This window comes from Variovorax paradoxus EPS (assembly GCF_000184745.1).
GTDB classification, from domain to species: Bacteria; Pseudomonadota; Gammaproteobacteria; order Burkholderiales; family Burkholderiaceae_C; genus Variovorax; species Variovorax paradoxus_C.
In genome coordinates this window covers 3,035,695-3,056,745 of the sequence record NC_014931.1, presented here as the reverse complement: position 1 = coordinate 3,056,745, position 21,051 = coordinate 3,035,695, and the positions used below count along the sequence as shown (strand labels likewise).

The following is a 21,051-nucleotide window of genomic DNA, read 5'->3' as shown; positions in this document are numbered from 1 at the left end:
ACCATCACTCTTGGCCGGCGAACCAATGTTCGCGGGCTTTCAAGATGAGGGCTTTGGCGTCATCGGCGCTGTGGCCGGTGATCTCGGTGAGTTCATCGACCGCGAGGTCGGCGAGGTCGTCACGGGTGTTCACACCCGCTTCGGCCAACTTGGGAATCAGCTCGGGGTCCAGGCCTTCGAGGTCGCGCAGGTTCTGCGATACCGACGACTGGGTCTCGACGCCCTCTTCCTTGGCGATTTCCATGGTCAGCAGCGCATCCTTGGCACGCGAGCGCAGCTCATTGATCGTGTCTTCGTCGAATGCTTCGATCTCGAGCATTTCGGAAATCGGCACATAGGCGACTTCTTCCAGGCTGTTGAAGCCTTCGGCGATCAGGATGTCGGCGATTTCCTCGTCGACGTCGAGCTTTTCCATGAAGAGCTTGCGGCTGGCATCCGTTTCGGTCGCCTGCTTCTGGGCCGACTCGTTGGCGTCCATGATGTTGATCTTCCAACCGGTGAGGTCGGAAGCCAGGCGCACGTTCTGGCCGCCGCGGCCGATGGCGATGGCGAGGTTTTCCTCGTCGACCACCACGTCCATGGCGTGCTTTTCTTCGTCCACCACGATCGAGGACACGTTCGCTGGCGCCAGGGCGCCGATCACGAACTGGGCCGGGTCTTCGCTCCACAGCACGATGTCGACGCGCTCGCCGGCGAGTTCGTTCGTGACAGCGTTGACGCGGGTGCCGCGCACGCCGACGCAGGTGCCGATCGGGTCGACGCGCTTGTCGTGCGAGAGCACGGCGATCTTGGCGCGCGACCCCGGGTCACGGGCACAGCTCTTGATTTCGAGCAGGCCCTGTTCGATTTCGGGCACTTCCTGGCGGAACAGCTCGATCATGAATTCGGGCGCCGAGCGCGACAGGATGATCGGCGCGCCGCGCAGCGTCAGGTCGACTTCCATGATCATGGCCCGCACGCGGTCGCCATTGCGCAGGTTTTCCTTGGCGATCATCTCGCTGCGGCGCAGGCGCCCTTCGACGCGGCCGGCCTCCACGATGATGTCGCCCTTGTCCAGGCGCTTGACGGTGCCGACAAAGATCTTGTCGCCGCGCGACATGAAGTCGTTGAGCAGCATCTCGCGCTCGGCGTCGCGGATCTTCTGCAGGATGACCTGCTTGGCGGCCATGGCGCCGATGCGGCCGATCGGCACCGAGTCCACCGCTTCTTCGATGTACTCGCCGACTTCGATGTCCGACATTTCTTCCTTGGCTTCGAACAGGAGGATTTCCTGGTCGGGCAGCTGCAGGCCGGCTTCGTCGGGAACGACGTGCCAGCGGCGGAAGGTTTCGTAGTCGCCGCTGTCGCGATCGACGGCGACGCGGATGTCCACATCGCCCTGATGGAGCTTCTTGGTGGCTTGCGCCAGTGCGGATTCGACCGCGCCGAAGACGACGTCACGTTCGACGTTCTTCTCGCGCGAGATCGCATCCACCAACATCAACATTTCGCGATTCATGCCACCACTCCTCTTGTCAGTCAGGAACGTTCGTTCCGTCGTCAATGTCCGAAAAACCCGGTTGGGTTTTGGCCTTGCGGCCCTTGAAATCCACAATCGGCGCGAGCCGCGCATCGCGCAGCTCGTCCAATACGAAGCCCAACGCATGCAACGGTGCAGGCGCGCGCTTCTTGCTCACTTTTTGACCCGGCTTGGGCTTGGGCGCATCGCTCCAGACGATTTGCCAGCCCGGGGCTGCGTCAGCCCCTTCTGCCTTTTCAGCACGCTCCAGCGTGCCGCGAAATTTCTTGCGGGTGGCGGACACCTGGCCCGCCGCCGCCGCGCCCATGGGCGCCTTGAGCGTGAGGTCGATCACCGAACCCACGAAACGCTCGAAATCCTGCTCGTTGCGCAACGGCCTGTCGATACCGGGCGAGGACACCTCGAGCCGCTTGTAATCGACACCATCGACCTCGAGCGCGAATTGCAGTTGCCGCGTCACCTTCTCGCAGTCTTCGACCGTCACGAAGGGCTCTGGCACACCGGCCGCCACAGCTTCGGAGGTGGGGGCCGTCCAAGGCAAATCAATCGTCACGCGCAGCAATCCCCCGGCCGAGCGTTCGATCTCGACCAGGTCGTAGCCAAGACCGGCCACGGTTTGTTCCACTATTTGCTGCAATGCCACGTGTTCGAAAGTGCCTTTTAAATACTCAATTCGCCGAATTCGCGATATCCGCCAATGCACGAATGCCGCGTTCTCAGCGAACGTAACGAATGATCAAGAATGCATAGACCAAAAAAACGGGCGGTTGGTACCCGCCCGTTTGGTCGTGAGCCTCGAATTATATGCTATTCGTGTGATAAATGAAGGGGCTTTGGTGCTCAGCCAGCATTCAAACGGCGAGATTTCGACCAGACCACCGCAAACAGCACCGCGCCGAGGGCCAGTGCCGCCGCCGCAACCAGCAGCGGCTGCTCGAAGGAGCCGGTGCGCTGGGCCAGCGGCGCCGCAAACAGCGGTCCGATGATCTGCCCCACCCCGTAGGACGCCGTGGCGTAGCCGATCAGCCCTGCAGCTGAATTGCCGCGCAGCCGGCGCGCCTCTCGCATGGCAAAAAGCGTGATCGCGGTGAACGGCATCCCAAGCAGCAGGCTGCCCATCGCGAACCCGCCGATCGTGGGCCAAGCCACGGAGAGCACCACGCCGAGCGCCTGCAGCGCATAAGCGGCCGCCAACAGTAGCCGGTTGTCCCAATGGGTGGGCGCGCGAGCGCCGATCAACGCGCCGGGAATGATGGCCGCGCCGAACAGCGGCCAGAAGAAGTCGGGCCAGGACGATTCGGGCAGCGCCTGGCGCGCGATCACGGGCAGGAAGGTGGCCGTGATGATGTAGCCGAAGCCTGCCAGCCCATAGAGCGCCACCAGCCAGATCGCATCGCTGCGATCCGCGCCTGACGCCATGGCGCTGCTTGCGGCCACAGGCGTCTTCGTGCCGCTGCCCTGCGCGGCTTCACCATCATCGAACACGCGCCAGATGATCGCGATGAGCACCACGGCCAGCAAGCCCAGCCCGATCCACCCCACCTCCGAACCCCAGCGCCCCAACGCGCCGCCGAGCAGCCCGGTCATGGCGATCCCAATGCCCGGCCCCGTATAGATCACGCCGGCCAGCATCGGCGAATTCGTTTCAGCCAGCCGCCGCAGGCCCCAGCCCGAGGCGAACACGAAGACCCAGGCGCTCATCACACCCGCCGCCGCCCGCAGGATGCCCCAGCCCGTGAAGCTGTGGAGCAGGCCCATGCCGATCAGCAAGGCCGCCGTCGCGGCCAGCCCGCCCCGGACCATGCTCGACGCCTTGATCCCGATGGCCGCGCAGCTCACCGCTCCAAGGAAGTAGCCCAGGTAATTGAGCGACGCCAGCACCCCGCCCCCGGCCAGTTCCAGTTTTCCCTCGCCCAGCATGATGGGCAGCATCGGCGTAAAGGCGAATCGCCCGAGCCCCATCGCCACCGCCAGCGTGACCATGCAGGCCAGCGCTGCGCGCCAGGCGCCGCGGCGGTCCTGTCCGTTTACCGACATTTCTTCTTCTCTTTTCGTTTTATTCCAGCAGCGCGGCGGCCACCAGTTTCTGCGTATAGGGATGCTCCGGCGCATCCAGCACGCGCTCGACAGTCCCGGTCTCGAGGATCGCCCCGTCCTTCATCACGATGACCTGGTGCGCCATGGCGCGGATCACCTCGACGTCATGGGTGATCAGCAAATAGCTCAGTCCCCGCTCGCGCTGCAGGCGCTGCAGCAGGCCCAGCACCTGCTTCTGGATCGTCACATCGAGCGCGCTGGTCGGCTCGTCGAGCACCAGCAGTTGCGGATCGACGATCAAGGCGCGCGCGATCGCGAGCCGCTGCCGCTGGCCGCCCGAGAACTCGTGCGGATAGCGGTCGAGCAGCGCGGGAAACTGCGCCTCGGTCAGCCCCACGTCCGCCAGCGCAGTGAGCGAGCGAGCCCTGCGCGCCTTCGTGTCGAGTTCCGGTGCGTGGACGCGCAGGCCCTCCCCCACGATCTGCTCGACCGTCATGCGCGGCGAGAGCGAGGAGAACGGGTCCTGGAACACCACCTGCATCGTGCGGCGAAGCGCCAGGTCCGATGCGCGATCGACCGCCCACCCCTTGCCGTCCACCTTCAGCTCGCCCCGATGCTTCAGCAGCCCGAGCGCCGCGAGCGCCAGTGTCGATTTGCCCGAGCCCGACTCGCCGACCACACCCAGCGTCTCGCCCGGCACGATGCGGAAATCGGCGCCCCGCACCGCAATGAATTCGCCCTTGCGGAACCACCCGGCAAAGCCCGGCCTCGGCACCGGATAGCTCACTCGCAGGGCCTTGGCTTCGAGCAGAGGGGCTGCGTCTGCCTGCGCCGCCACCGCCGCCACGTCGCGCTCCGGATGGCTGTCGATCAGCTTGTGGGTGTAGGCGTGCTGCGGGGCGTCGAAGACCGTGGCCACGGCGCCGTGCTCGACGATGTGGCCGTTCTCCATCACCGCCACGCGGTCGGCAAAACGGCGCACGAGGTTCAGGTCATGGGTGATCAGCAGCACGGCCATGCCGTACTTGCGCTGCAACTCCGCGAGCAGTTCGAGGATCTGCGCGCGCACCGTGACGTCGAGCGCGGTGGTCGGTTCGTCGGCCAGCAGGAGGCGCGGCTTGCAGGCGAGCGCCATGGCGATCATGGCGCGCTGGCGCTGGCCGCCCGAGAGCTGATGCGGGAACGACCTCGCCCGCCGCGCGGGCTCCGGAATGCCGGTGTCGGCCAGCAGCTGGACGGCTGCCGCTTGCGCCGCGCGGGCGGACAGCCCTTCGTGCAGCTCCAGCACCTCGGCGATCTGGTCGCCCACGCTGTAGAGCGCGTTGAGGGCGGTCATCGGCTCCTGGAAGATCATCGCGATCTCCTTGCCGCGGATGCCGCGCAGCTCGCGCTCGGGAATCGACAGCAGGTCACGTGCGCCCTGCGAGGATTCGGGGCCGAAGAGCCGCGCGACGCCCGCGAGGTCGGCGTTCTGGACGAGGCGCAGCAGCGACAGCGCTGTGACGGTCTTGCCCGAGCCCGATTCACCCACCAGCGCGAGTTTTTCGCCCGCGGCAATCTGGAAGTCGATGCCGTGTACGACTTCCTTGCCGCTGAAGGAGACCCGCAGGCCGGTCACGTCGAGCAAGGGCTTTTTTGTATTTGGGTTCATGTCGCTCACTTGTCCGCCTTCCGCGGATCGAGCGCATCACGCAGCGCGTCACCCATGAAAGTCAGCAACATGAGCGTGATGACGAGCACGCCGAAGGTCGACAGCGAGATCCACCAGGCGTCGATGCTCGACTTGCCCTGGTTCAGCAATTCGCCCAGCGACGGCGTGCCGGGCGGCACCCCGAGGCCGAGAAAGTCGAGCGAGGTCAGCGCCAGAATCGCCGCGCTCATGCGAAACGGCAGGAAAGTGACGACAGGCACCATGCTGTTCGGCAGGATGTGGCGCCACATGATCTGCAGGTTGCTGACGCCGAGCGCACGCGCGGCGCGCACGTAATCCATCTGGCGGTTGCGCAGGAACTCGGCGCGCACGTAGTCCGACAGGGCCATCCAGCCGAAGAGGCTCAGCAGGATGAGCAGCAGCGTCACGCTCGGCTTGAAGATGGCGCTGAAGATGATCAGCAGGTAGAGCTCCGGCATCGAGCCCCAGATCTCGATGAAGCGCTGGAACGCGAGGTCGATCCTCCCCGCGAAGTAGCCCTGAACCGCGCCCGCCGCCACGCCCAGCACCGTGCCGATGACCGTGAGCGCGAGCGCGAACAGCACACTCACGCGAAAGCCGTAGATCAGCTGGGCCAGCAGGTCGCGGCCGCGGTCGTCGGTGCCGAGCCAGTTGTCGGCCGAGGGCGCCGCCGGACTCGGGGCCTTCGCGAAGTAGTTGAGCGTCTTGGCACCGTAGGTGTTGGGCGCAAAGACCGCCCAGTTGTCGCCGGCTGTGATCCGGTCGCGAATGAAGGGGTCAAGGTAGTCGGCCGGCGTCTCGAAGTCGCCGCCAAATGTCTTCTCGGAATAGTCGCGCAGCACGGGGAAATAGGTCTGGCCCTGATAGCGCACGATCAGCGGCTTGTCGGTGGACAGCACCTCGGCAAAGAGGCTCAGTACCACCATGAACGTGAAGATCACCAGGCTCCAGTAACCGAGCCGGTTGCGCTTGAAGCGCATCCAGGCGCGGCGGCCGGGCGAGATGTGCGGGGCCGTCTCAGTCGAATTTGACACGCGGGTCCACCCAGACGTAGCAGAGATCGGAGATCAGCTTGGTCACCAGGCCGATCAGCGTAAAGATATAGAGGGTGCCCAGCACCACGGGGTAGTCGCGGCGGATCACGCTTTCGTAGCCCAGCAGACCCAGGCCGTCGAGCGAGAACAGCGTCTCGATGAGCAGCGATCCCGCGAAGAACGAGCCGATGAACGCAGCCGGCAGCCCGGTGATGATGGGGATGAGCGCGTTGCGGAACACGTGCTTCCAGAGCACCTGCCGCTCGCCCAGCCCTTTGGCGCGCGCGGTCAGCACGTATTGCTTTCGGATCTCCTCGAGGAACGAGTTCTTGGTCAGCATGGCCGTCACCGCGAAGCTGCCGAGCACCATGGCCGTGACCGGCAAGGTGATGTGCCAGAGGTAGTCGACGATGCGGGCGCCCCAACTGAGTTCGTCCCAGTTCGAGGAAGTCAGCCCGCGTAGCGGAAACCATTGCAGCTGCCCCCCGAAGATCACCAGCAGCGCCACACCCAGCACGAAGCCCGGAATGGCATAGCCGATCAGCACGATGAGTGTGGTGATGAGGTCGAAGCGCGAACCAGCGCGCACCGCCTTGGCCACGCCCAGCGGCACCGCCACGCCGTAGCTGATGAAGAAGGTCCAGAGGCCGAGGCTGATCGATACGGGCAGCTTTTCGAGGATCAGCGTCCACACGTCCTTGTTCTGGAAGAAACTCTTGCCCAGGTCGAAGCGCACGAACTGCCCGAGCATCAGCCAGAGGCGCTCGTGCGGTGGCTTGTCGAAGCCGTACAGCGCCTTGATCTGCTCCAGGCGCTTGGGATCGACGCCCTGGTTACCCCGGTAGGAGCCGCCGCCCGACTCGAAACCACCGCCCCCGCCACCGACGCCCGCGGTTTTCGCCTCGGCCAGGTATTGCTCCACTGGCCCACCGGGCACGAACTGGATGACGAGGAAGGTGACCAGGAGCACGCCCAGCAGCGTGGGAATGAACAGCAGCAGTCGCTTGAGAACATAGGAGAGCATGGCGGCGTTCCTTCTCTTCTATGGCTTCTTTGGCGGCTTGGCCCACCAGGTGCCCATGATCCAGCCCTCGGCCGCGGCATACGGCGGCATCGGCGCCTTGAACGCCAGTCGCCAGTCGTCGTACACGACACGGTGCGAACTCAGCGTCCATTGAGGAATCAGGTAGTGGCTGTGCATGATGACCCGGTCCAGCGCCCGGCAGGCGGGCAGCAGCTCGGCCTTGGTGTCGGCATCGACGATGTCCTTGAGCAAGGCATCGACCGCCGGCGTGGACACGCCCATGTAGTTGCCCGAGCTCTCCGTCTTGGCGGCCTTGCTGCCGAAAATTTCGAGCAGTTGCTGGCCCGGGTTGTTGGTGCCGGGGAAATTGATGGTTGTGATGTCGAACTCGAACCGATCCAGCCGTTCTTGGTAGAGCGCGAAATCGACAGACGAGAAATTGAGCGTGATGCCGAGCTTTTCGAGATTGCGGACCCACGGCGACACCGTGCGCACGCCGCCTTCCCTGCTGTCCAGATACTCGAGCGTCATGGCATCGCCCTTCGCATTGCGCAGCGCGCCGTCGCGGTACTCCCAGCCAGCTTCCTTGAGCAACTCGCGCGCGCGGCGCAGGTTGTTGCGCAGCGAGTGGTCCGCACCCTCGGTCGTGGGCGGCGTGTACATCGGACCGAAGCTGGCGTCTGGAATCTTGCCGCGCCAGCGCTCCAGCAAGGCCTTTTCCTCCGCCGAAGGCAGGCCCTGCGCTTCGCAGTCGGTGTTGCCGAACAGGTCCTTCACGCGCGGATAGCCGCCGTAGAACATCTGACGGTTCATCCACTCGTAGTCCAGCGCCAGCCCGAGCGCTTCGCGCACGCGTGGGTCCTTGAGCTTGTCCCGGCGGCTGTTGAGCACGTAGCTCTGGAAGCCCGCGGGCTTCTTGTGCTGGAACTCGTGCTTGATGAGCTCGCCGCTATCGAAGCGCTTGCCGGTGACCCGCCGCGCCCAGTCGCCGGCCGAGTAGAAGCTCATCATGTCGAACTCGCCGGCCTTCAGCGCCTCGAGGCGGGCCGTGTTGTCCTTGTAGATCTTGACCGTGATGCGATCGAAGTTGTAGCTGCCACGATTCACCGCAAGGCTGCGGCCCCAATAGCCCGGGTCGCGCACGTAGGTGATGTCCTTGCCGAAACGCACGGGCCCGATCTTGTAGGCACCGCTGCCGATGGGGATGTCCATCACCACCTGGTCGAAAGGCTTGGCCTTGCCGTTCTCCATGCCCCAATCGCGACTGAAGACAGGCAAGCTGCCCACGGTGAGCGGCAATTCGCGGTTCGGCGTCTTGAAGCGGAAGCGGATCGTGCGGGCATCGATCACATCGGCACCATCGACCTCCTGCAGCAGCGTCTTGTAGCCCGGCGAAGTGAAGGGGCCGATCAGCGTGTCGTAGCTGTGCTTCACGTCGGCCGCCTCGACCGGCTTGCCGTTGTGGAACTTCGCCTCGGGCCGGAGGCGGAAAGTCACGCTGAGGCGGTCGGGGGCGACCGCCACGTCTTCTGCCAGCAGGCCGTAGCCTGAAGCGGTTTCGTCCATCGAGCCGGCCAGCAGCGTCTCGAAGATCAGGCTGTCGAGGTAAGCCGGTGCCGAGCCCTTGATGGTGAACGGGTTGTACTTGTCGAAGGTGGAAACGCGCAGGTTGCTGACCAGGCGCAGTTCGCCGCCCTTGGGCGCATCGGGGTTGACGTAGTCGAAGGCGGTGAAGCCGGGGGCGTACTTCAGGTCGTCCCAAAGTGCATATCCATGCGCAGCCCACGCGGGAACCGCACACACCAACAACCAACCGACCCGGAGAAACCGCATGCGAGAATTCTGCCCAAGATTTTCACAAGGCAATTTCATGGGCTTTCTTTCCGGCAAAAAACTGTTGATCACCGGCGTGTTGAGCAATCGCTCGATCGCTTACGGCATCGCCAAGGCGTGCCACGAACAAGGCGCGGAACTCGCCTTCAGTTATGTCGGCGAGCGATTCAAGGACCGTATCACCGAATATGCCGCAGACTTCGACTCGAAATTGATTTTCGACTGCGACGTGAGCGACGACGCGCAGATCGACAAGCTCTTCGCCGACCTCGCCCAGACCTGGCCGAAGTTCGACGGCTTCGTGCACAGCATCGGCTTCGCCCCGCGCGAATCCATCGCCGGCGACTTCCTCGACGGCCTCTCGCGCGAAGGCTTCAAGATCGCGCACGACATCAGCGCGTACAGCTTCCCGGCCATGGCCAAGGCGGCCCTGCCCTATCTCAACGACAAGTCGGCGCTGCTCACGCTGACCTACCTGGGCGCCGAGCGGGCGCTGCCCAACTACAACACCATGGGCCTGGCCAAGGCCTCACTCGAAGCCTCGGTGCGCTACACCGCCTCGTCGCTCGGCCCGAAGGGCATGCGCGTGAACGGCATCAGCGCGGGCCCGATCAAGACGCTGGCCGCGAGCGGCATCAAGGGCTTCGGCAAGATGCTGGCGGCCGTGGCCGACGCCTCGCCGATCCGCCGCAACGTGACCATTGAGGAGGTGGGCAACGTCGCCGCTTTCCTGCTGAGCGACCTGGCGAGCGGCGTGACGGCCGAGATCACCTACGTGGACGGCGGTTTCAGCAACGTCGTCGGGGGCATGGCCGAATAAGGTCCGTTGGACCCGGCAAGCGGCCGCCCTGCGGCCGTTTTCGCTATCCCGCTATTCATTCCATAGCATCGTGCTGAACCGACGCTTCCTTTTGCTCGCGACCCTGGGCCTGGCCCTGGTCCAACCAGCGCTTGCGCGCAACGCCGCGCCCTCGCTGATGCTGGCCGATGTCTACCGCCCCAGCATGTCGTTGGCCGATTACTGGGTCAGCGAGAAATACGACGGCGTGCGCGGCTACTGGGACGGCAAGCAGCTCTGGACGCGCGGTGGCGAGCCCGTTGCGGCACCCGCATGGTTCATCGCATCGCTGCCCAAGCAACAGCTCGACGGCGAGTTGTGGGCCGGTCGCGGTCGCTTCTCGCATGCGGTCTCCACCGCGCGCAGCCAGACGCCGAATGATGTCGCCTGGCGCGAGATGCGCTTCATGGTGTTCGACATGCCGGCGCAGCCCGGCGACTTCACCGCCCGATTGGCGGCTCTCCGCAAGCTGCTCCCGATCACCGATGCGCCGTGGGTCGTGCTCGTGCCGCAGGAACGCGCCACCACGCACGCCGAGCTGCAGGCCCTGCTGGACAAGACGGTGAAGATGGGCGGCGAAGGCTTGATGCTGCATCGCGGCAGCTCGCCCTACCGTGGCGAGCGCAACAACGACCTGCTCAAGGTCAAGCCCTACGACGATGCCGAAGCCCGCGTGGTCGGCCACGTGACCGGCAAGGGCCGCAACAGCCACCGGCTCGGGGCCCTCGTCGTCGAGACGCCCGAGGGCAAACGCTTCAAGCTCGGCAGCGGCTTGACCGATGCCGAGCGCGAGAACCCGCCCGCCATCGGCGCCTGGGTCACCTACCGCTTCAACGGCACGAATGCCAGCGGTCTGCCGCGGTTCGCGCGCTTCATGCGGGTGCGCGAAGACGCCCCGCACTCCTGACTCTGATTGATCAGCCGGCCTTGCGCACGCAGTCGGCGTAATAGCGCTTCTTGCCCGTCTCGTCGATGCGCGCCACGAGGCCGTGGATGTCGGTCTCGAAACCCGGGCACTGCAGGTTGAATTCGCGCGAGAACTTCAGGTAATCGACGATCTTCTTGTTGAACACTTCGCCCGGAATCAGGAGCGGAATGCCCGGCGGGTACGGCGTGATCAGGCTGGTCGTGATGCGGCCTTCGAGCTCGTCGATTTCCACGCGCTCGGTCTTCCTGTGCGCGATGTGGGCGAAGGCGTCGCTCGGCTTCATGGCCGGCGTGAGGTCGCTCAGGTACATCTCGGTCGTCAGGCGCGCCACGTCGTAGCGTGCATAGAGCTGATGGATGTGCTGGCACAGGTCGCGCAGGCCCAGGCGCTCGTAGCCCGGGTGCTGCTGGCAGAACTCGGGAAGGATGCGCCACATCGGCTGGTTGCGCGCGTAGTCGTCCTTGAACTGCTGCAGCGCCGTGAGCAGCGTGTTCCAGCGGCCCTTGGTGATGCCGATGGTGAACATGATGAAGAAGCTGTACAGGCCGGTCTTCTCCACGATCACGCCATGCTCGGCGAGGAACTTGGTCACCACGCTCGCGGGAATGCCGGTCTCCGCGAAGTTGCCTTCGAGGTCGAGGCCGGGCGTCACGATGGTCGACTTGATCGGGTCGAGCATGTTGAAGCCATCGGCCAGGTCGCCGAAGCCGTGCCAGTTGCGCGGGCTCTTCTTGTTCTTGGGCTTGCCGTCCTTCTCGCCCTTCATGATCCAGTCGTCGGCGCGGCCGATGCCTTCGTCGACGAGCTTTTCGGGGCCCCAGACCTTGAACCACCACTCGTCCTTGCCGAACTCTTCCTCGACCTTGCGCATGGCGCGGCGGAAGTCGAGCGCTTCGAGAATGCTCTCCTCCACCAGTGCGGTGCCGCCGGGCGGCTCCATCATCGCGGCCGCCACGTCGCAGCTCGCGATGATCGCGTACTGCGGACTGGTGGACGAGTGCATCAGGTAGGCCTCGTTGAAGAGGTCACGGTCGAGCGCCCGATTCTGCGAGTCCTGCACGAGCACGTGGCTCGCCTGGCTGATGCCGGCCAGCAGCTTGTGTGTGGACTGCGTGGCGAACACCAGCGATTCCTTCGGACGCACGCGGCGCTTGCCCATCGCATGGTAGGCACCATAGAACGGGTGGAAAGCGGCGTGCGGCAGCCAGGCCTCGTCGAAGTGCAGCGTGTCGACGTAGCCATCGAGCATGTTCTTGATGGTCTCGGTGTTGTAGATCACGCCGTCGTAGGTCGACTGGGTCAGCGTCATCACGCGCGGCTTGACCTTCTCGTGGTCCACGTCGGCCAGCAGCGGGTTGGCCTTGATCTTGGCCTTGATGGCGCTCTGCTCGAACTCGCTCTTGGGAATCGGGCCGATGATTCCGAAGTGATTGCGCGTGGGCTTCATGAACACCGGAATCGCGCCGGTCATGATGATCGCGTGCAGGATCGATTTGTGGCAGTTGCGGTCGACCACCACGACGTCGTCGGGCGCCACCGTGTGGTGCCACACCATCTTGTTGCTGGTGCTGGTGCCGTTGGTCACGAAGAAGCAGTGGTCGGCGTTGAAGATGCGCGCCGCATTGCGCTCGCTGGCCGCCACCGGGCCGGTGTGGTCGAGCAGCTGGCCCAGTTCCTCGACCGCGTTGCAGACGTCGGCACGCAGCATGTTCTCGCCGAAGAACTGATGGAACATCCGGCCCACCGGGCTCTTCAAGAACGCCACGCCGCCCGAGTGGCCCGGGCAGTGCCAGGAGTACGAGCCGTCTTCCGCATAGTCGATCAGCGCCCTGAAGAACGGCGGCTGCACCCCTTCCAGGTAGCTCTTGGCCTCGCGGATGATGTGGCGCGCCACGAACTCCGGCGTGTCCTCGAACATGTGGATGAAGCCGTGCAGCTCCCGCAGGATGTCGTTCGGAATGTGGCGCGCGGTTTTCGTCTCGCCATAGATGTAGATGGGCACGTCCGCGTTCTTGCGCCGCACCTCGCCGATGAAGGTGCGCAGGTTCAGCACGGCCGGATCGAGATCGGGGCCGACCGTGAATTCCTCGTCGTCGATCGACAGGATGAAGGCACTGGCTCGGCTTTGCTGCTGCGCGAATTGGCTCAGGTCACCGTAGCTCGTGACGCCCAGCACTTCGAAGCCCTCGCTTTCGAAGGCCTGCGCGAGCGCGCGAATGCCGAGGCCCGAAGTGTTTTCGGAGCGGAAGTCCTCGTCGATGATGACAATGGGAAAGCGAAATTTCATGAGCGGGGCTCCGGACAGGCAATGAGGCGCGAAGTGTACGGAATTCAGATGAAGAATTCGGTCAGCCTGGTGCAAGACATTCGAGCGATGGCGGCATGAGGCACTCCCCTGGGGCCAGTACCCCTACGTGAGGCAAGCGCATGACGCCGTATGCCTCAGAATGGCGCGCATCGAACAAGCAAAAAAGAGGAGTTGTCATGGCGAATTCCACCATCTGGTGGCTGATCGCGGGAGCCGCCATCGTGGTCGAGCTGCTCTCGGGCACGGTCTACCTGCTTCTGCTGGCGGCCGGCTTCGCGGCCGCGGCGATCGCGGCGCATATGGGCTTCGGCACCATCACCCAATTGATCGTCGCGGCGGTGATCGGCGTGGGGGCCGTACTGGTCTGGTACTCGATCCAGCGCAAGCGCCCGCGGGCAGCGGGCGCCGGCACCAACCGCGACGTGAATCTCGACATCGGCGAGAGCGTGCAGGTCGATGCATGGAACTCCGACGGCACCGCCACCGTGCGCTACCGCGGCGCTCAATGGACGGTGGTGCAGCGCGCGGGGCATGCGCCTTCGACGGGCGAGCACCGCGTGGTCGAGGTGGTCGGCAGCCGCCTCGTCGTCGACAAGATCTAGTCAGTCAGAACTCAAGAACTCGGAACAAGGAAGAGCACCATGGAATTTTCGGTCCCCCTCATCATCCTGGTCATCGCGATCATCTTCATCAGCCAGTCGGTCAAGTTCGTGCCGCAGCAGAACGCCTGGGTGCGCGAGCGCCTGGGCAAGTACCACGGCACCATGACGCCCGGCCCCAATTTCCTGATCCCGTTCATTGACCGGGTGGCCTACAAGCACAGCCTGAAGGAAATTCCGCTCGACGTGCCGAGCCAGATCTGCATCACACGCGACAACACGCAGCTGCAGGTCGACGGCATCCTGTACTTCCAGGTGACCGACCCGATGCGCGCGAGCTACGGCTCGTCGAACTACATCGTGGCTGTGACGCAACTTGCGCAGACGTCGCTGCGCAGCGTGATCGGCAAGCTCGAGCTCGACAAGACCTTCGAGGAGCGGGACGTCATCAACGCCCAGGTGGTGGCCGCCATCGACGAGGCCGCGCTCAACTGGGGCGTGAAGGTGCTGCGCTACGAAATCAAGGATCTGACGCCGCCGAAGGAAATCCTCTTGGCCATGCAAGCGCAGATCACCGCCGAGCGCGGCAAGCGCGCGCTGATCGCGGCATCGGAAGGCCGTCGCCAGGAGCAGATCAATATCGCCACCGGCGAGCGCGAGGCCTTCATTGCCCGCTCCGAGGGTGAGAAGCAGGCCCAGATCAACAACGCACAGGGCGAGGCGGCCGCCATCACCGCGGTGGCCACGGCGACGGCGGATGCCATCGAACGCGTGGCAGCGGCCATCCAGAAGCCGGGCGGCGAGCAGGCCGTGCAGCTCAAGGTGGCCGAGCGTGCGGTCGATGCCTACGGCAAGGTCGCGGCCGATTCCAAGACCACGCTGATCGTGCCGAGCAACATGAGCGAGACGGCAGCACTCATCGCATCGGCCATGCGCATGGTCCAGGCCGGCAAGCCGTCGAATCCGGCTTGAGCGACTGCTACAATCGTGGGCTCAGGAGCGGTGGATGAGCGGTTTAAGTCGCACGCCTGGAAAGCGTGTGAGGGTTAATAGCCCTCCGCGGGTTCGAATCCCGCCTGCTCCGCCAGAGATTGATTGTTCGTAACCGTTCGCGAACATGCAGATAGCAAGAAGCCCAAGTCGCCACAAGCACTTGGGCTTTTTTGTGTTCCAGAGTGTCATATGACACGTTGCTTCATAAAGGGTCAAGCCACCGACGCTCCCGTCCAGCGGTACGATCCAAAGGTTTTACTTTCAAGCGCGAAATTTTCGCAAGGAGCCTCGATGGCCGGACAGACCTCAACGCCGCCGCGTGACAAGACCTCCCTCGACAGGACGCTTCAAAAGAGCGAAGAAGTCGCTGCCGACGTGCAGCGGGCATCGGACAACCTGGCCGTGGTGAGCACGGTGCTCGAGCAGGAACTGCCTGACGAGATCCAGGTCGGCGAGGTGGCGCAGGCCATCGAGCACACAAACCAGCTCGAAGAAAAGCTGGCCAAGTCCGCCGAGAAACTGGCCGAGGTGAATGCCGCGCTGAGCGAAGAGATCGAGAAGCGCCTCGAGGCGACCGCCGAGCGCGACGCGAGCCACGCGCTGGCCGAAAAGCTCAAGGCAAAGATCCGGACCAACGACTCGGACTGAATCAGCCAGGAACTGCGCCCCTCGGTCCGTCGTCTCCCTTCTCCTACGCTGCGACCACGTGCGCCACGCTACGCTATTGGTTCTCAAAGCGAAACCAAGGCATGTCCCTCATCACGTTCCTCGTCGAGGACAACAAGACCATCAGAGACAACCTGGTGCCGGCACTGGAAGACCTGGTGAATGGCCGGGTCGTCGGCTTTGCCGAGACCGAGTCGGATGCGCTGGCCTGGCTCGCGGCCCATCCCGATGACTGGCAACTCCTGATCGTCGACCTGTTCCTGAAAGAAGGCTCCGGCCTGGGCGTCCTGGCCGGCTGCAAGACCCGTTCGGAGGCCCAACGGGTCGTGGTGCTGAGCAACTACGTGACTGCGGACATCCGGGCCCGATGCGAGGCGCTGGGTGCCGACGCCGTGTTCGACAAGTCCCGGGATCTCGATGCCTTCATCGAGTACTGCAACACCGACCGCCCCTCGGGCCTCGCCGCACTCTGACGCTGCCGCGATCGCCGCGCTGACCCGTCCTGAATTGCGTTGACACCCAAATAGCCGGCCTCAGCCGACCACGGACGCCCGATGCACAGCATCGGGCGTTTGCATTTTGAGCGACAGATGGGGCCGCTCGTGGTTGTAGATTTGCACGGACTCGGCCACCAGTCGTCTGGCCTGAGCCAGGTCAGCTGGCTGGCTCAGCAGGAATTCGGTCTTGAGGATGCCATTGATGCGCTCGGCCAGTGCGTTCTGGTAGCAGTCGTAGCCGTCGGTCATCGAGCACTTCAGGCCATGGCGGCGATGCAGCGCCTGATAGTAGTTCGAGCAGTATTGGATGCCGCGATCAGAGTGATGCACGAGTTGCTCGCGCGTCTTTCGCTCGCGCAGCGCCATCTTCAGGGCCCGCGCCACCTCCTCCGTCTGCAGGCTGGCATGGACGTGCCAGCCCACGATCTTGCGGGAATGCGCATCGGTGACCAAGCTGAGGTACACCACCTTGTCGACCGTGGGCAGGTACGTGATGTCGGCCACCCACAGCTGCTCGCTGCGCGTGACGCGAATCTGCGTAGGCCCCGCTTTGACCAGGTTCGGGTGGCGGCGAAAGCGATGATGGCTGTCCGTCGTCTTGTGGTACGCCCGGCGGTTCGCCACAAGCAGGCGCGCATTGCGCAGCACGTCGAACATCGCATCACGCCCCAATTCGATGCCTTGGCGATGCAACGGCTCACGCAGCAGGTAGTGCAGCTTGCGCGTACCCAGTCTCGGCTGGCGCATGCGCTGTTCCTTGACCAACTGCACCACCGCTTCGGCGCGTTCGTGGCGCCGGGTGGCCCTGTGCTGGCCCTGGTAGTACGCCTGACGGCTGATGCCCATGTGGTGGCAGGCCCGCGTCACGCTCAGCCCTTGGACGAGGCCTTGCGCGAGGACTTGCCCGAAGGCTTTTTTACGACACGCACGCCGTGATCCTTCTTCAGGACCTCCAGCACCGCTTCGAACAACCGGGCCTTCTCCTGCGCCATGGCCAGTTGCGTTTCCAATTCCTTGATCCGCTGTTCTGGCGTCCGTGCAATGGCTGTCTTGTCGATCGGCATAGCCGCCGATGATGCCGCACGACCCCACCCCTGGCGACCGTGCTTGCGCAGCCAGTTCAACACTGTCGAGTTGCCCTGGATCCCATAGCGACTCTGCGCTTGGCCCCAGGTCAGCTCCCCTTTTTCCACTTGCTCGACGACAGCCAATTTGAAGGCCATCGTGTAGTCACGCTGCGTTCTCTTGACGCCTGTGTCCATTGCGCTTTTTCCTTTCACTGATGAAAGGTGTCAACGCTGGGCAGGACGGGTCACGCACATGAAAAAAGGGCCCTAAGGCCCTTTTCTTTTTCAGCAGACAAGCCGCGCGAATTGCGCGGCTGCCAATGCGCTTCAGCGCACCACGGCGATCTGCGTGCGCACGCCACCCTTGTACGTGAACAAGGTCAGCGCGCCGTTCTTGATGTCGCCCTTTTCGTCGAAGGCGATCGGGCCGGTCACGCCCTTGTATTGCAGCTTGCCGACTTCAGGCAGGTACTTTTCCGGATCCGACGAACCGGCCTTGACCATGGCTTCGGCCAGCACGTTGACCGCGTCATACACGTACGGTGCATAGATCTGCACTTCGACGCCGTTCTTGGCCTTGAACTTGGCCTTGAAGTCTTCCAGCGGCTGCTTGAAGTCGCCATCGACACCGCCGGCTTCGGCGCAGACCACCATGTCTTCGCCGATGGCATCGCCAGCCAGCTTCGGCAGTTCGCCGGTGCACAGGCCGTCGCCGCCCATGAACTTGACGTTCAGGCCGAGCTGCTTGACTTGCTTGAGCATCGGGCCGCCGACGGCGTCCATGCCACCGAAGAACAGGACGTCGGGCTTGGCAGCCTTCAGCTTGGTCAGGATGGCGTTGAAGTCGGTCGACTTGTCGGTGGTGAACTCGTGGCCCACGATGGTGCCGCCCGCGGCCTTGGCGGCCTTCTCGAATTCTTCGGCAACGCCTTGGCCATAAGCCGTGCGGTCGTCGATCACGGCGATGTTCTTGCCCTTGAGCGTGTCGACGGCGTACTTGCCGAGCGTGCCGCCCAGTTGCGTGTCGTCAGCCACCACGCGGAACGTGGTCTTGAAGCCTTGGCGCGTGTACTTGGGGTTGGTTGCCGACGGCGAGACCTGCGGAATGCCGGCATCGCTGTACAGCTTGGAAGCGGGAATGGTGGTGCCCGAATTCAGGTGACCGACCACGCCGTTGACCTTTTCGTCGACCAGCTTCTGAGCGACGGCGGTGCCTTGCTTCGGATCGCCGGCATCGTCTTCCGGCACCAGCACGAACTTGGCAACCTTGTCGCCGATCTTGAGGCCCTTGGCATTCAGGTCTTCGATGGCCATCTTGGCGCCGAACTCGTTGTCCTTACCGAGGTGGGCAATGGGACCGCTGGTCGGGCCGACGTGACCGATCTTGACGACCAGTGCATCGGCAGGAGGTGCTGCGGGTGCGGGGGCAGCCGCCGTGGGCGCTGGCGTTGCAGCGGGTGCAGCAGCTTCTTCTTTCTTGCCGCAAGCCACCAGCGTGAGTGCAGCCAGTGCGACCGCAGTCCATTTCAATTGCATGGGAAACCTCCAGAACTTGGATGAAAACAATAAAAAACCGGTCGTGTGATCCGGGCGCGCAGACCTCGCAAGTTTCGCGCCGCGGACCAGCGGCACCCTCACGCCATTCCGACCTGCGGCGCAGTTTAGCCGAGGATTTATGCGCCGGAAGCTGGCGTAGACCCTGTGTTTTCGGAGAGTTCGGCGGCCATGGATTCGATCACCAAAGCACGCAGAACGGCCTCGATTTCACCGCGCAGGCGCGGCACCATGTCATCGAGTTGCTGCTGGACCGCGGCGGACACCGCATCGCTCAATCGCTCTTCGAGAGAGAGGTCCACGCGCTGCAGCACGCGGTGCAAAAGCTGCTCTTCGAGACTGACGATTTCAGCCTGCGTGAGCTGCACCGCGGGCGGCAGTGCGACCGCGCTGGCGGGGTCGGGTTGTGGCGCAGGCGCATCGGCCGGCTCGGGACTCGCGGGCTCCTCAGGGATATCGAGTACCGTGGTCAGGGTGGGGACGAACCGGGGCGGCGTGCGCAGCGTGCTGGCCATGTCAGGAAGCGCTCCTTGCGAAGTCGTGTGGCTGGATGGTGTAGCCGCGGTCGGCGTAGTGGCGCCAGCGCGAGCGGCCGACCTGCCGGTCGTTGGCCTCGTCGCTCACGATGTCGATCAGGCGCTCGAAGCGCTCGAAACCGGCGGGCACTTCGAGGCCCAGGTTCACCAGCATCTCGCGGTGCGGCAGCGATGCCGCATCGGCGCCTTCCGACGCAAGAATCACCGGCGAGCGGGCCATCACGTGGGGCTGCGCATCGCTGCGGCAATGCGCGACGAAGTCGACGGGCGACAGTTGCCAGAGCGCGGCATCGACCGCGTCGAGCGCCTCGGCATCGCCGACCACCACCACCCGCAGGCCCCGTGCATTCACGGCCTTGCGAACGAGCCGGCAAGCGTAGTTCAGCTTGTCGGGCGCGTTGAAGTGAAAGCCGATTTCCGTCACTTCGGGGACTTCGCCTTGCGTGCCGGGGCCTTCGGCTCCGCCTTCGTCTTGGCCTTGGGCGTGGCGATGGCGGCCTTGTCGGCCGCGCGCGTCGTCAGGTAGGACACCAGCAGCCCCACCGGCCGCCCCGTCGAGCCCTTGGCCGCCCCGCTCTTCCATGCGGTGCCAGCGATGTCCAGGTGCGCCCAGGGGAAGTCGCCGACGAAGCGCTGCAGGAACTTGGCCGCGACGACCGCACCGCCGGCACGCCCGCCGATGTTGGCCACGTCGGCGAAGTTGCTCTTGAGGCCTTCGGCGTATTCGTCGTCGAGCGGCAGGCGCCAGCAGCGATCCTGCGACTGCTCGCCGGCCGCCTGCAGCGCTCCGGCCAGCGTTTCGTCGCTCGCGAACAGGCCGCTGCGCACGCCGCCGAGTGCGATCACGCAGGCGCCGGTGAGCGTGGCGATGTCGATCACCGCCGTCGGCTCGAAGCGCTTGGCATAGGTCAGCGCATCGCACAGGATGAGCCGGCCCTCGGCATCGGTGTTGAGCACCTCGATGGTCTGCCCGCTCATGCTGGTGACCACGTCGCCGGGCTTCACGGCCTTGCCGTCGTTCATGTTCTCGCACGAAGGGATGAGGCCGACCACGTTGATCGCCGGCTGGATCTCGCCGAGCGCGCGGAAGGTGCCCAGCACGCTAGCGGCGCCGCACATGTCGAACTTCATCTCGTCCATCTCGGCCGCGGGCTTGAGCGAAACGCCGCCGGTGTCGAAGGTGATGCCCTTGCCGACCAGCACCACCGGCGCCCGGTCCTTGGGCGCGCCTTGGTAGCGCAGCACGATGAAGCGCAGCGGCTCGGACGAGCCCTGCGCCACCGCGGCGAAGGAGCCCATGCCCAGCTTCTCGACTTCCTTGGGCCCGAGCACCTCGCACTTGATGTTGGAGAGCCTGCCCAGTTCTTTGGCGGCTTCGGCCAGCAACGTGGGCGTGGCGTGGTTGGCGGGTCGGTTGCCCCACTCCTTGGCCAGTTCGATGCCCAGAACGGTGGCGCGAGCCTCGTCGAAAGCCTTGTTCGCGCCGGCCGCGTCGGCCACGCCGACGGTCAGGTGGCGGATGCTGCGCGCCTCGGCCTTCGGCTTGGTCGTTGTGTAGACATAGCTGGCATCGGCCGCCGCCGTGACGGCACTGGCCACAGCGGCGCCGTCGGCCGGCTGGGCAAAGACGACAACGGCTCGCTTGGGCCGATGGGCCTTGGCCGCGTTGACCGCCGCGATCACGCCGCTGCGCACCGAAGCGGGCTTGCCGTCGCCGATGGCCGCGAGCACGACACGGGAGGCCACGACATCGTCGGGACGGTAGAGTGAGAGGAGCTTGCCGGCCTTGTCGGGCAGATCGCCGGCCTTGCGGGCACTTGCGGCCAGCACGGAAAGAGAGTCTTTGGAGGCGATGGGCGCGCTGCCGACGAGCACGATGAGGACGTCGGATTTTTCGGCTGCGGCCTGGGCGATGGTGAGGGGCTTGAGTTGAAAGTCCATAATCC

Annotated in this window: 19 protein-coding genes and 1 tRNA gene; 7 read left to right on the top strand and 13 right to left on the bottom strand. The window is 64.6% G+C overall.

Features of this window, described 5'->3' with window-relative positions; translation table 11 throughout:
- Positions 1 to 4 precede the first annotated feature (4 nt).
- The 7 genes from nusA to VARPA_RS14200 form a co-directional block, all read right to left on the bottom strand.
- Positions 5 to 1,498: a transcription termination factor NusA gene (gene nusA, locus VARPA_RS14230; protein WP_013541268.1), complete on the bottom strand. Its 1,494-nt coding sequence runs from the start codon at positions 1,496 to 1,498 to the stop codon at positions 5 to 7.
- A gap of 16 nt (positions 1,499 to 1,514) precedes the next feature.
- On the bottom strand, positions 1,515 to 2,162 hold the full coding sequence (rimP, locus tag VARPA_RS14225; RefSeq protein WP_013541267.1) for a ribosome maturation factor RimP: 648 nt from the start codon (positions 2,160 to 2,162) through the stop codon (positions 1,515 to 1,517).
- Between the two features lie 197 nt (positions 2,163 to 2,359).
- On the bottom strand, positions 2,360 to 3,556 hold the full coding sequence (locus VARPA_RS14220) for a YbfB/YjiJ family MFS transporter (RefSeq protein ID WP_013541266.1): 1,197 nt from the start codon (positions 3,554 to 3,556) through the stop codon (positions 2,360 to 2,362).
- A 19-nt stretch (positions 3,557 to 3,575) separates the two neighbouring features.
- Positions 3,576 to 5,207, bottom strand: a complete 1,632-nt coding sequence (locus VARPA_RS14215; protein ID WP_013541265.1) for an ABC transporter ATP-binding protein — start codon at positions 5,205 to 5,207, stop codon at positions 3,576 to 3,578.
- A 5-nt stretch (positions 5,208 to 5,212) separates the two neighbouring features.
- Positions 5,213 to 6,262: an ABC transporter permease gene (locus tag VARPA_RS14210; protein ID WP_013541264.1), complete on the bottom strand. Its 1,050-nt coding sequence runs from the start codon at positions 6,260 to 6,262 to the stop codon at positions 5,213 to 5,215.
- Positions 6,246 to 7,286, bottom strand: a complete 1,041-nt coding sequence (locus VARPA_RS14205; RefSeq protein ID WP_013541263.1) for a microcin C ABC transporter permease YejB — start codon at positions 7,284 to 7,286, stop codon at positions 6,246 to 6,248. The genes VARPA_RS14210 and VARPA_RS14205 overlap by 17 nt, the downstream gene beginning before the upstream one ends.
- An 18-nt stretch (positions 7,287 to 7,304) precedes the next feature.
- Positions 7,305 to 9,119: an extracellular solute-binding protein gene (locus VARPA_RS14200; protein WP_013541262.1), complete on the bottom strand. Its 1,815-nt coding sequence runs from the start codon at positions 9,117 to 9,119 to the stop codon at positions 7,305 to 7,307.
- Between the two features lie 37 nt (positions 9,120 to 9,156).
- Between VARPA_RS14200 and fabI the strand changes: the two genes are divergently transcribed.
- Both fabI and VARPA_RS14190 read left to right on the top strand, forming a co-directional pair.
- A complete protein-coding gene (gene fabI, locus VARPA_RS14195) occupies positions 9,157 to 9,939 on the top strand; it encodes an enoyl-ACP reductase FabI (protein WP_013541261.1) in 783 nt (260 codons plus the stop codon).
- 70 nt (positions 9,940 to 10,009) lie between these two features.
- On the top strand, positions 10,010 to 10,864 hold the full coding sequence (locus VARPA_RS14190; RefSeq protein ID WP_013541260.1) for a DNA ligase: 855 nt from the start codon (positions 10,010 to 10,012) through the stop codon (positions 10,862 to 10,864).
- A gap of 10 nt (positions 10,865 to 10,874) precedes the next feature.
- Here VARPA_RS14190 and VARPA_RS14185 read toward each other — a convergent pair whose 3' ends face one another.
- Positions 10,875 to 13,172, bottom strand: a complete 2,298-nt coding sequence (locus tag VARPA_RS14185) for an arginine/lysine/ornithine decarboxylase (protein ID WP_013541259.1) — start codon at positions 13,170 to 13,172, stop codon at positions 10,875 to 10,877.
- A gap of 197 nt (positions 13,173 to 13,369) precedes the next feature.
- Here VARPA_RS14185 and VARPA_RS14180 point away from each other — a divergent pair, with 197 nt between their 5' ends.
- The 5 genes from VARPA_RS14180 (at position 13,370) to VARPA_RS14160 (ending at position 15,924) form a co-directional block, all read left to right on the top strand.
- Positions 13,370 to 13,795, top strand: coding sequence for an NfeD family protein (locus VARPA_RS14180; protein ID WP_013541258.1), 426 nt, complete (start codon positions 13,370 to 13,372; stop codon positions 13,793 to 13,795).
- Between the two features lie 39 nt (positions 13,796 to 13,834).
- Positions 13,835 to 14,764 (top strand): SPFH domain-containing protein, encoded by a 930-nt coding sequence (locus VARPA_RS14175; protein ID WP_013541257.1) that lies wholly within the window; start codon positions 13,835 to 13,837, stop codon positions 14,762 to 14,764.
- Between the two features lie 24 nt (positions 14,765 to 14,788).
- Positions 14,789 to 14,879: transfer RNA gene (locus tag VARPA_RS14170), tRNA-Ser, on the top strand.
- A gap of 197 nt (positions 14,880 to 15,076) precedes the next feature.
- Complete coding sequence (locus tag VARPA_RS14165; protein WP_013541256.1) at positions 15,077 to 15,433, top strand: hypothetical protein; 357 nt, start codon at positions 15,077 to 15,079, stop codon at positions 15,431 to 15,433.
- 101 nt (positions 15,434 to 15,534) lie between these two features.
- Positions 15,535 to 15,924: a response regulator gene (locus VARPA_RS14160; protein WP_013541255.1), complete on the top strand. Its 390-nt coding sequence runs from the start codon at positions 15,535 to 15,537 to the stop codon at positions 15,922 to 15,924.
- Positions 15,925 to 15,984: 60 nt separating this feature from the next.
- Here VARPA_RS14160 and VARPA_RS14155 read toward each other — a convergent pair.
- The 5 genes from VARPA_RS14155 to VARPA_RS14130 form a co-directional block, all read right to left on the bottom strand.
- Positions 15,985 to 17,210 (bottom strand): IS3 family transposase gene (locus VARPA_RS14155; protein WP_200861456.1). Its coding sequence is split into 2 segments (ribosomal slippage): positions 15,985 to 16,866 and positions 16,869 to 17,210, totalling 1,224 coding nucleotides; the frame shifts between segments, so codons are not numbered across the junction.
- Positions 17,211 to 17,342: 132 nt separating this feature from the next.
- Complete coding sequence (locus VARPA_RS14145; protein ID WP_013541252.1) at positions 17,343 to 18,551, bottom strand: branched-chain amino acid ABC transporter substrate-binding protein; 1,209 nt, start codon at positions 18,549 to 18,551, stop codon at positions 17,343 to 17,345.
- 137 nt (positions 18,552 to 18,688) lie between these two features.
- On the bottom strand, positions 18,689 to 19,084 hold the full coding sequence (locus VARPA_RS14140; RefSeq protein WP_013541251.1) for a hypothetical protein: 396 nt from the start codon (positions 19,082 to 19,084) through the stop codon (positions 18,689 to 18,691).
- Between the two features lies 1 nt (position 19,085).
- A complete protein-coding gene (locus VARPA_RS14135; RefSeq protein WP_013541250.1) occupies positions 19,086 to 19,529 on the bottom strand; it encodes a DNA polymerase III subunit chi in 444 nt (147 codons plus the stop codon).
- Positions 19,526 to 21,046, bottom strand: a complete 1,521-nt coding sequence (locus VARPA_RS14130) for a leucyl aminopeptidase (RefSeq protein ID WP_013541249.1) — start codon at positions 21,044 to 21,046, stop codon at positions 19,526 to 19,528. The genes VARPA_RS14135 and VARPA_RS14130 overlap by 4 nt, the downstream gene beginning before the upstream one ends.
- Positions 21,047 to 21,051: the final 5 nt, after the last annotated feature.

Bases quoted from the DNA above. Each gene is read 5' to 3' on its own strand.
- nusA (WP_013541268.1), bottom strand. From the start codon at position 1,498: ATGAATCGCGAAATGTTGATGTTGGTGGATGCGATCTCGCGCGAGAAG.
- VARPA_RS14220 (WP_013541266.1), bottom strand. From the start codon at position 3,556: ATGTCGGTAAACGGACAGGACCGCCGCGGCGCCTGGCGCGCAGCGCTG.
- VARPA_RS14215 (WP_013541265.1), bottom strand. From the start codon at position 5,207: ATGAACCCAAATACAAAAAAGCCCTTGCTCGACGTGACCGGCCTGCGG.
- VARPA_RS14205 (WP_013541263.1), bottom strand. From the start codon at position 7,286: ATGCTCTCCTATGTTCTCAAGCGACTGCTGCTGTTCATTCCCACGCTG.
- VARPA_RS14200 (WP_013541262.1), bottom strand. From the start codon at position 9,119: ATGCGGTTTCTCCGGGTCGGTTGGTTGTTGGTGTGTGCGGTTCCCGCG.
- fabI (WP_013541261.1), top strand. From the start codon at position 9,157: ATGGGCTTTCTTTCCGGCAAAAAACTGTTGATCACCGGCGTGTTGAGC.
- VARPA_RS14185 (WP_013541259.1), bottom strand. From the start codon at position 13,172: ATGAAATTTCGCTTTCCCATTGTCATCATCGACGAGGACTTCCGCTCC.
- VARPA_RS14180 (WP_013541258.1), top strand. From the start codon at position 13,370: ATGGCGAATTCCACCATCTGGTGGCTGATCGCGGGAGCCGCCATCGTG.
- VARPA_RS14175 (WP_013541257.1), top strand. From the start codon at position 13,835: ATGGAATTTTCGGTCCCCCTCATCATCCTGGTCATCGCGATCATCTTC.
- VARPA_RS14165 (WP_013541256.1), top strand. From the start codon at position 15,077: ATGGCCGGACAGACCTCAACGCCGCCGCGTGACAAGACCTCCCTCGAC.
- VARPA_RS14160 (WP_013541255.1), top strand. From the start codon at position 15,535: ATGTCCCTCATCACGTTCCTCGTCGAGGACAACAAGACCATCAGAGAC.
- VARPA_RS14145 (WP_013541252.1), bottom strand. From the start codon at position 18,551: ATGCAATTGAAATGGACTGCGGTCGCACTGGCTGCACTCACGCTGGTG.
- VARPA_RS14140 (WP_013541251.1), bottom strand. From the start codon at position 19,084: ATGGCCAGCACGCTGCGCACGCCGCCCCGGTTCGTCCCCACCCTGACC.
- VARPA_RS14130 (WP_013541249.1), bottom strand. From the start codon at position 21,046: ATGGACTTTCAACTCAAGCCCCTCACCATCGCCCAGGCCGCAGCCGAA.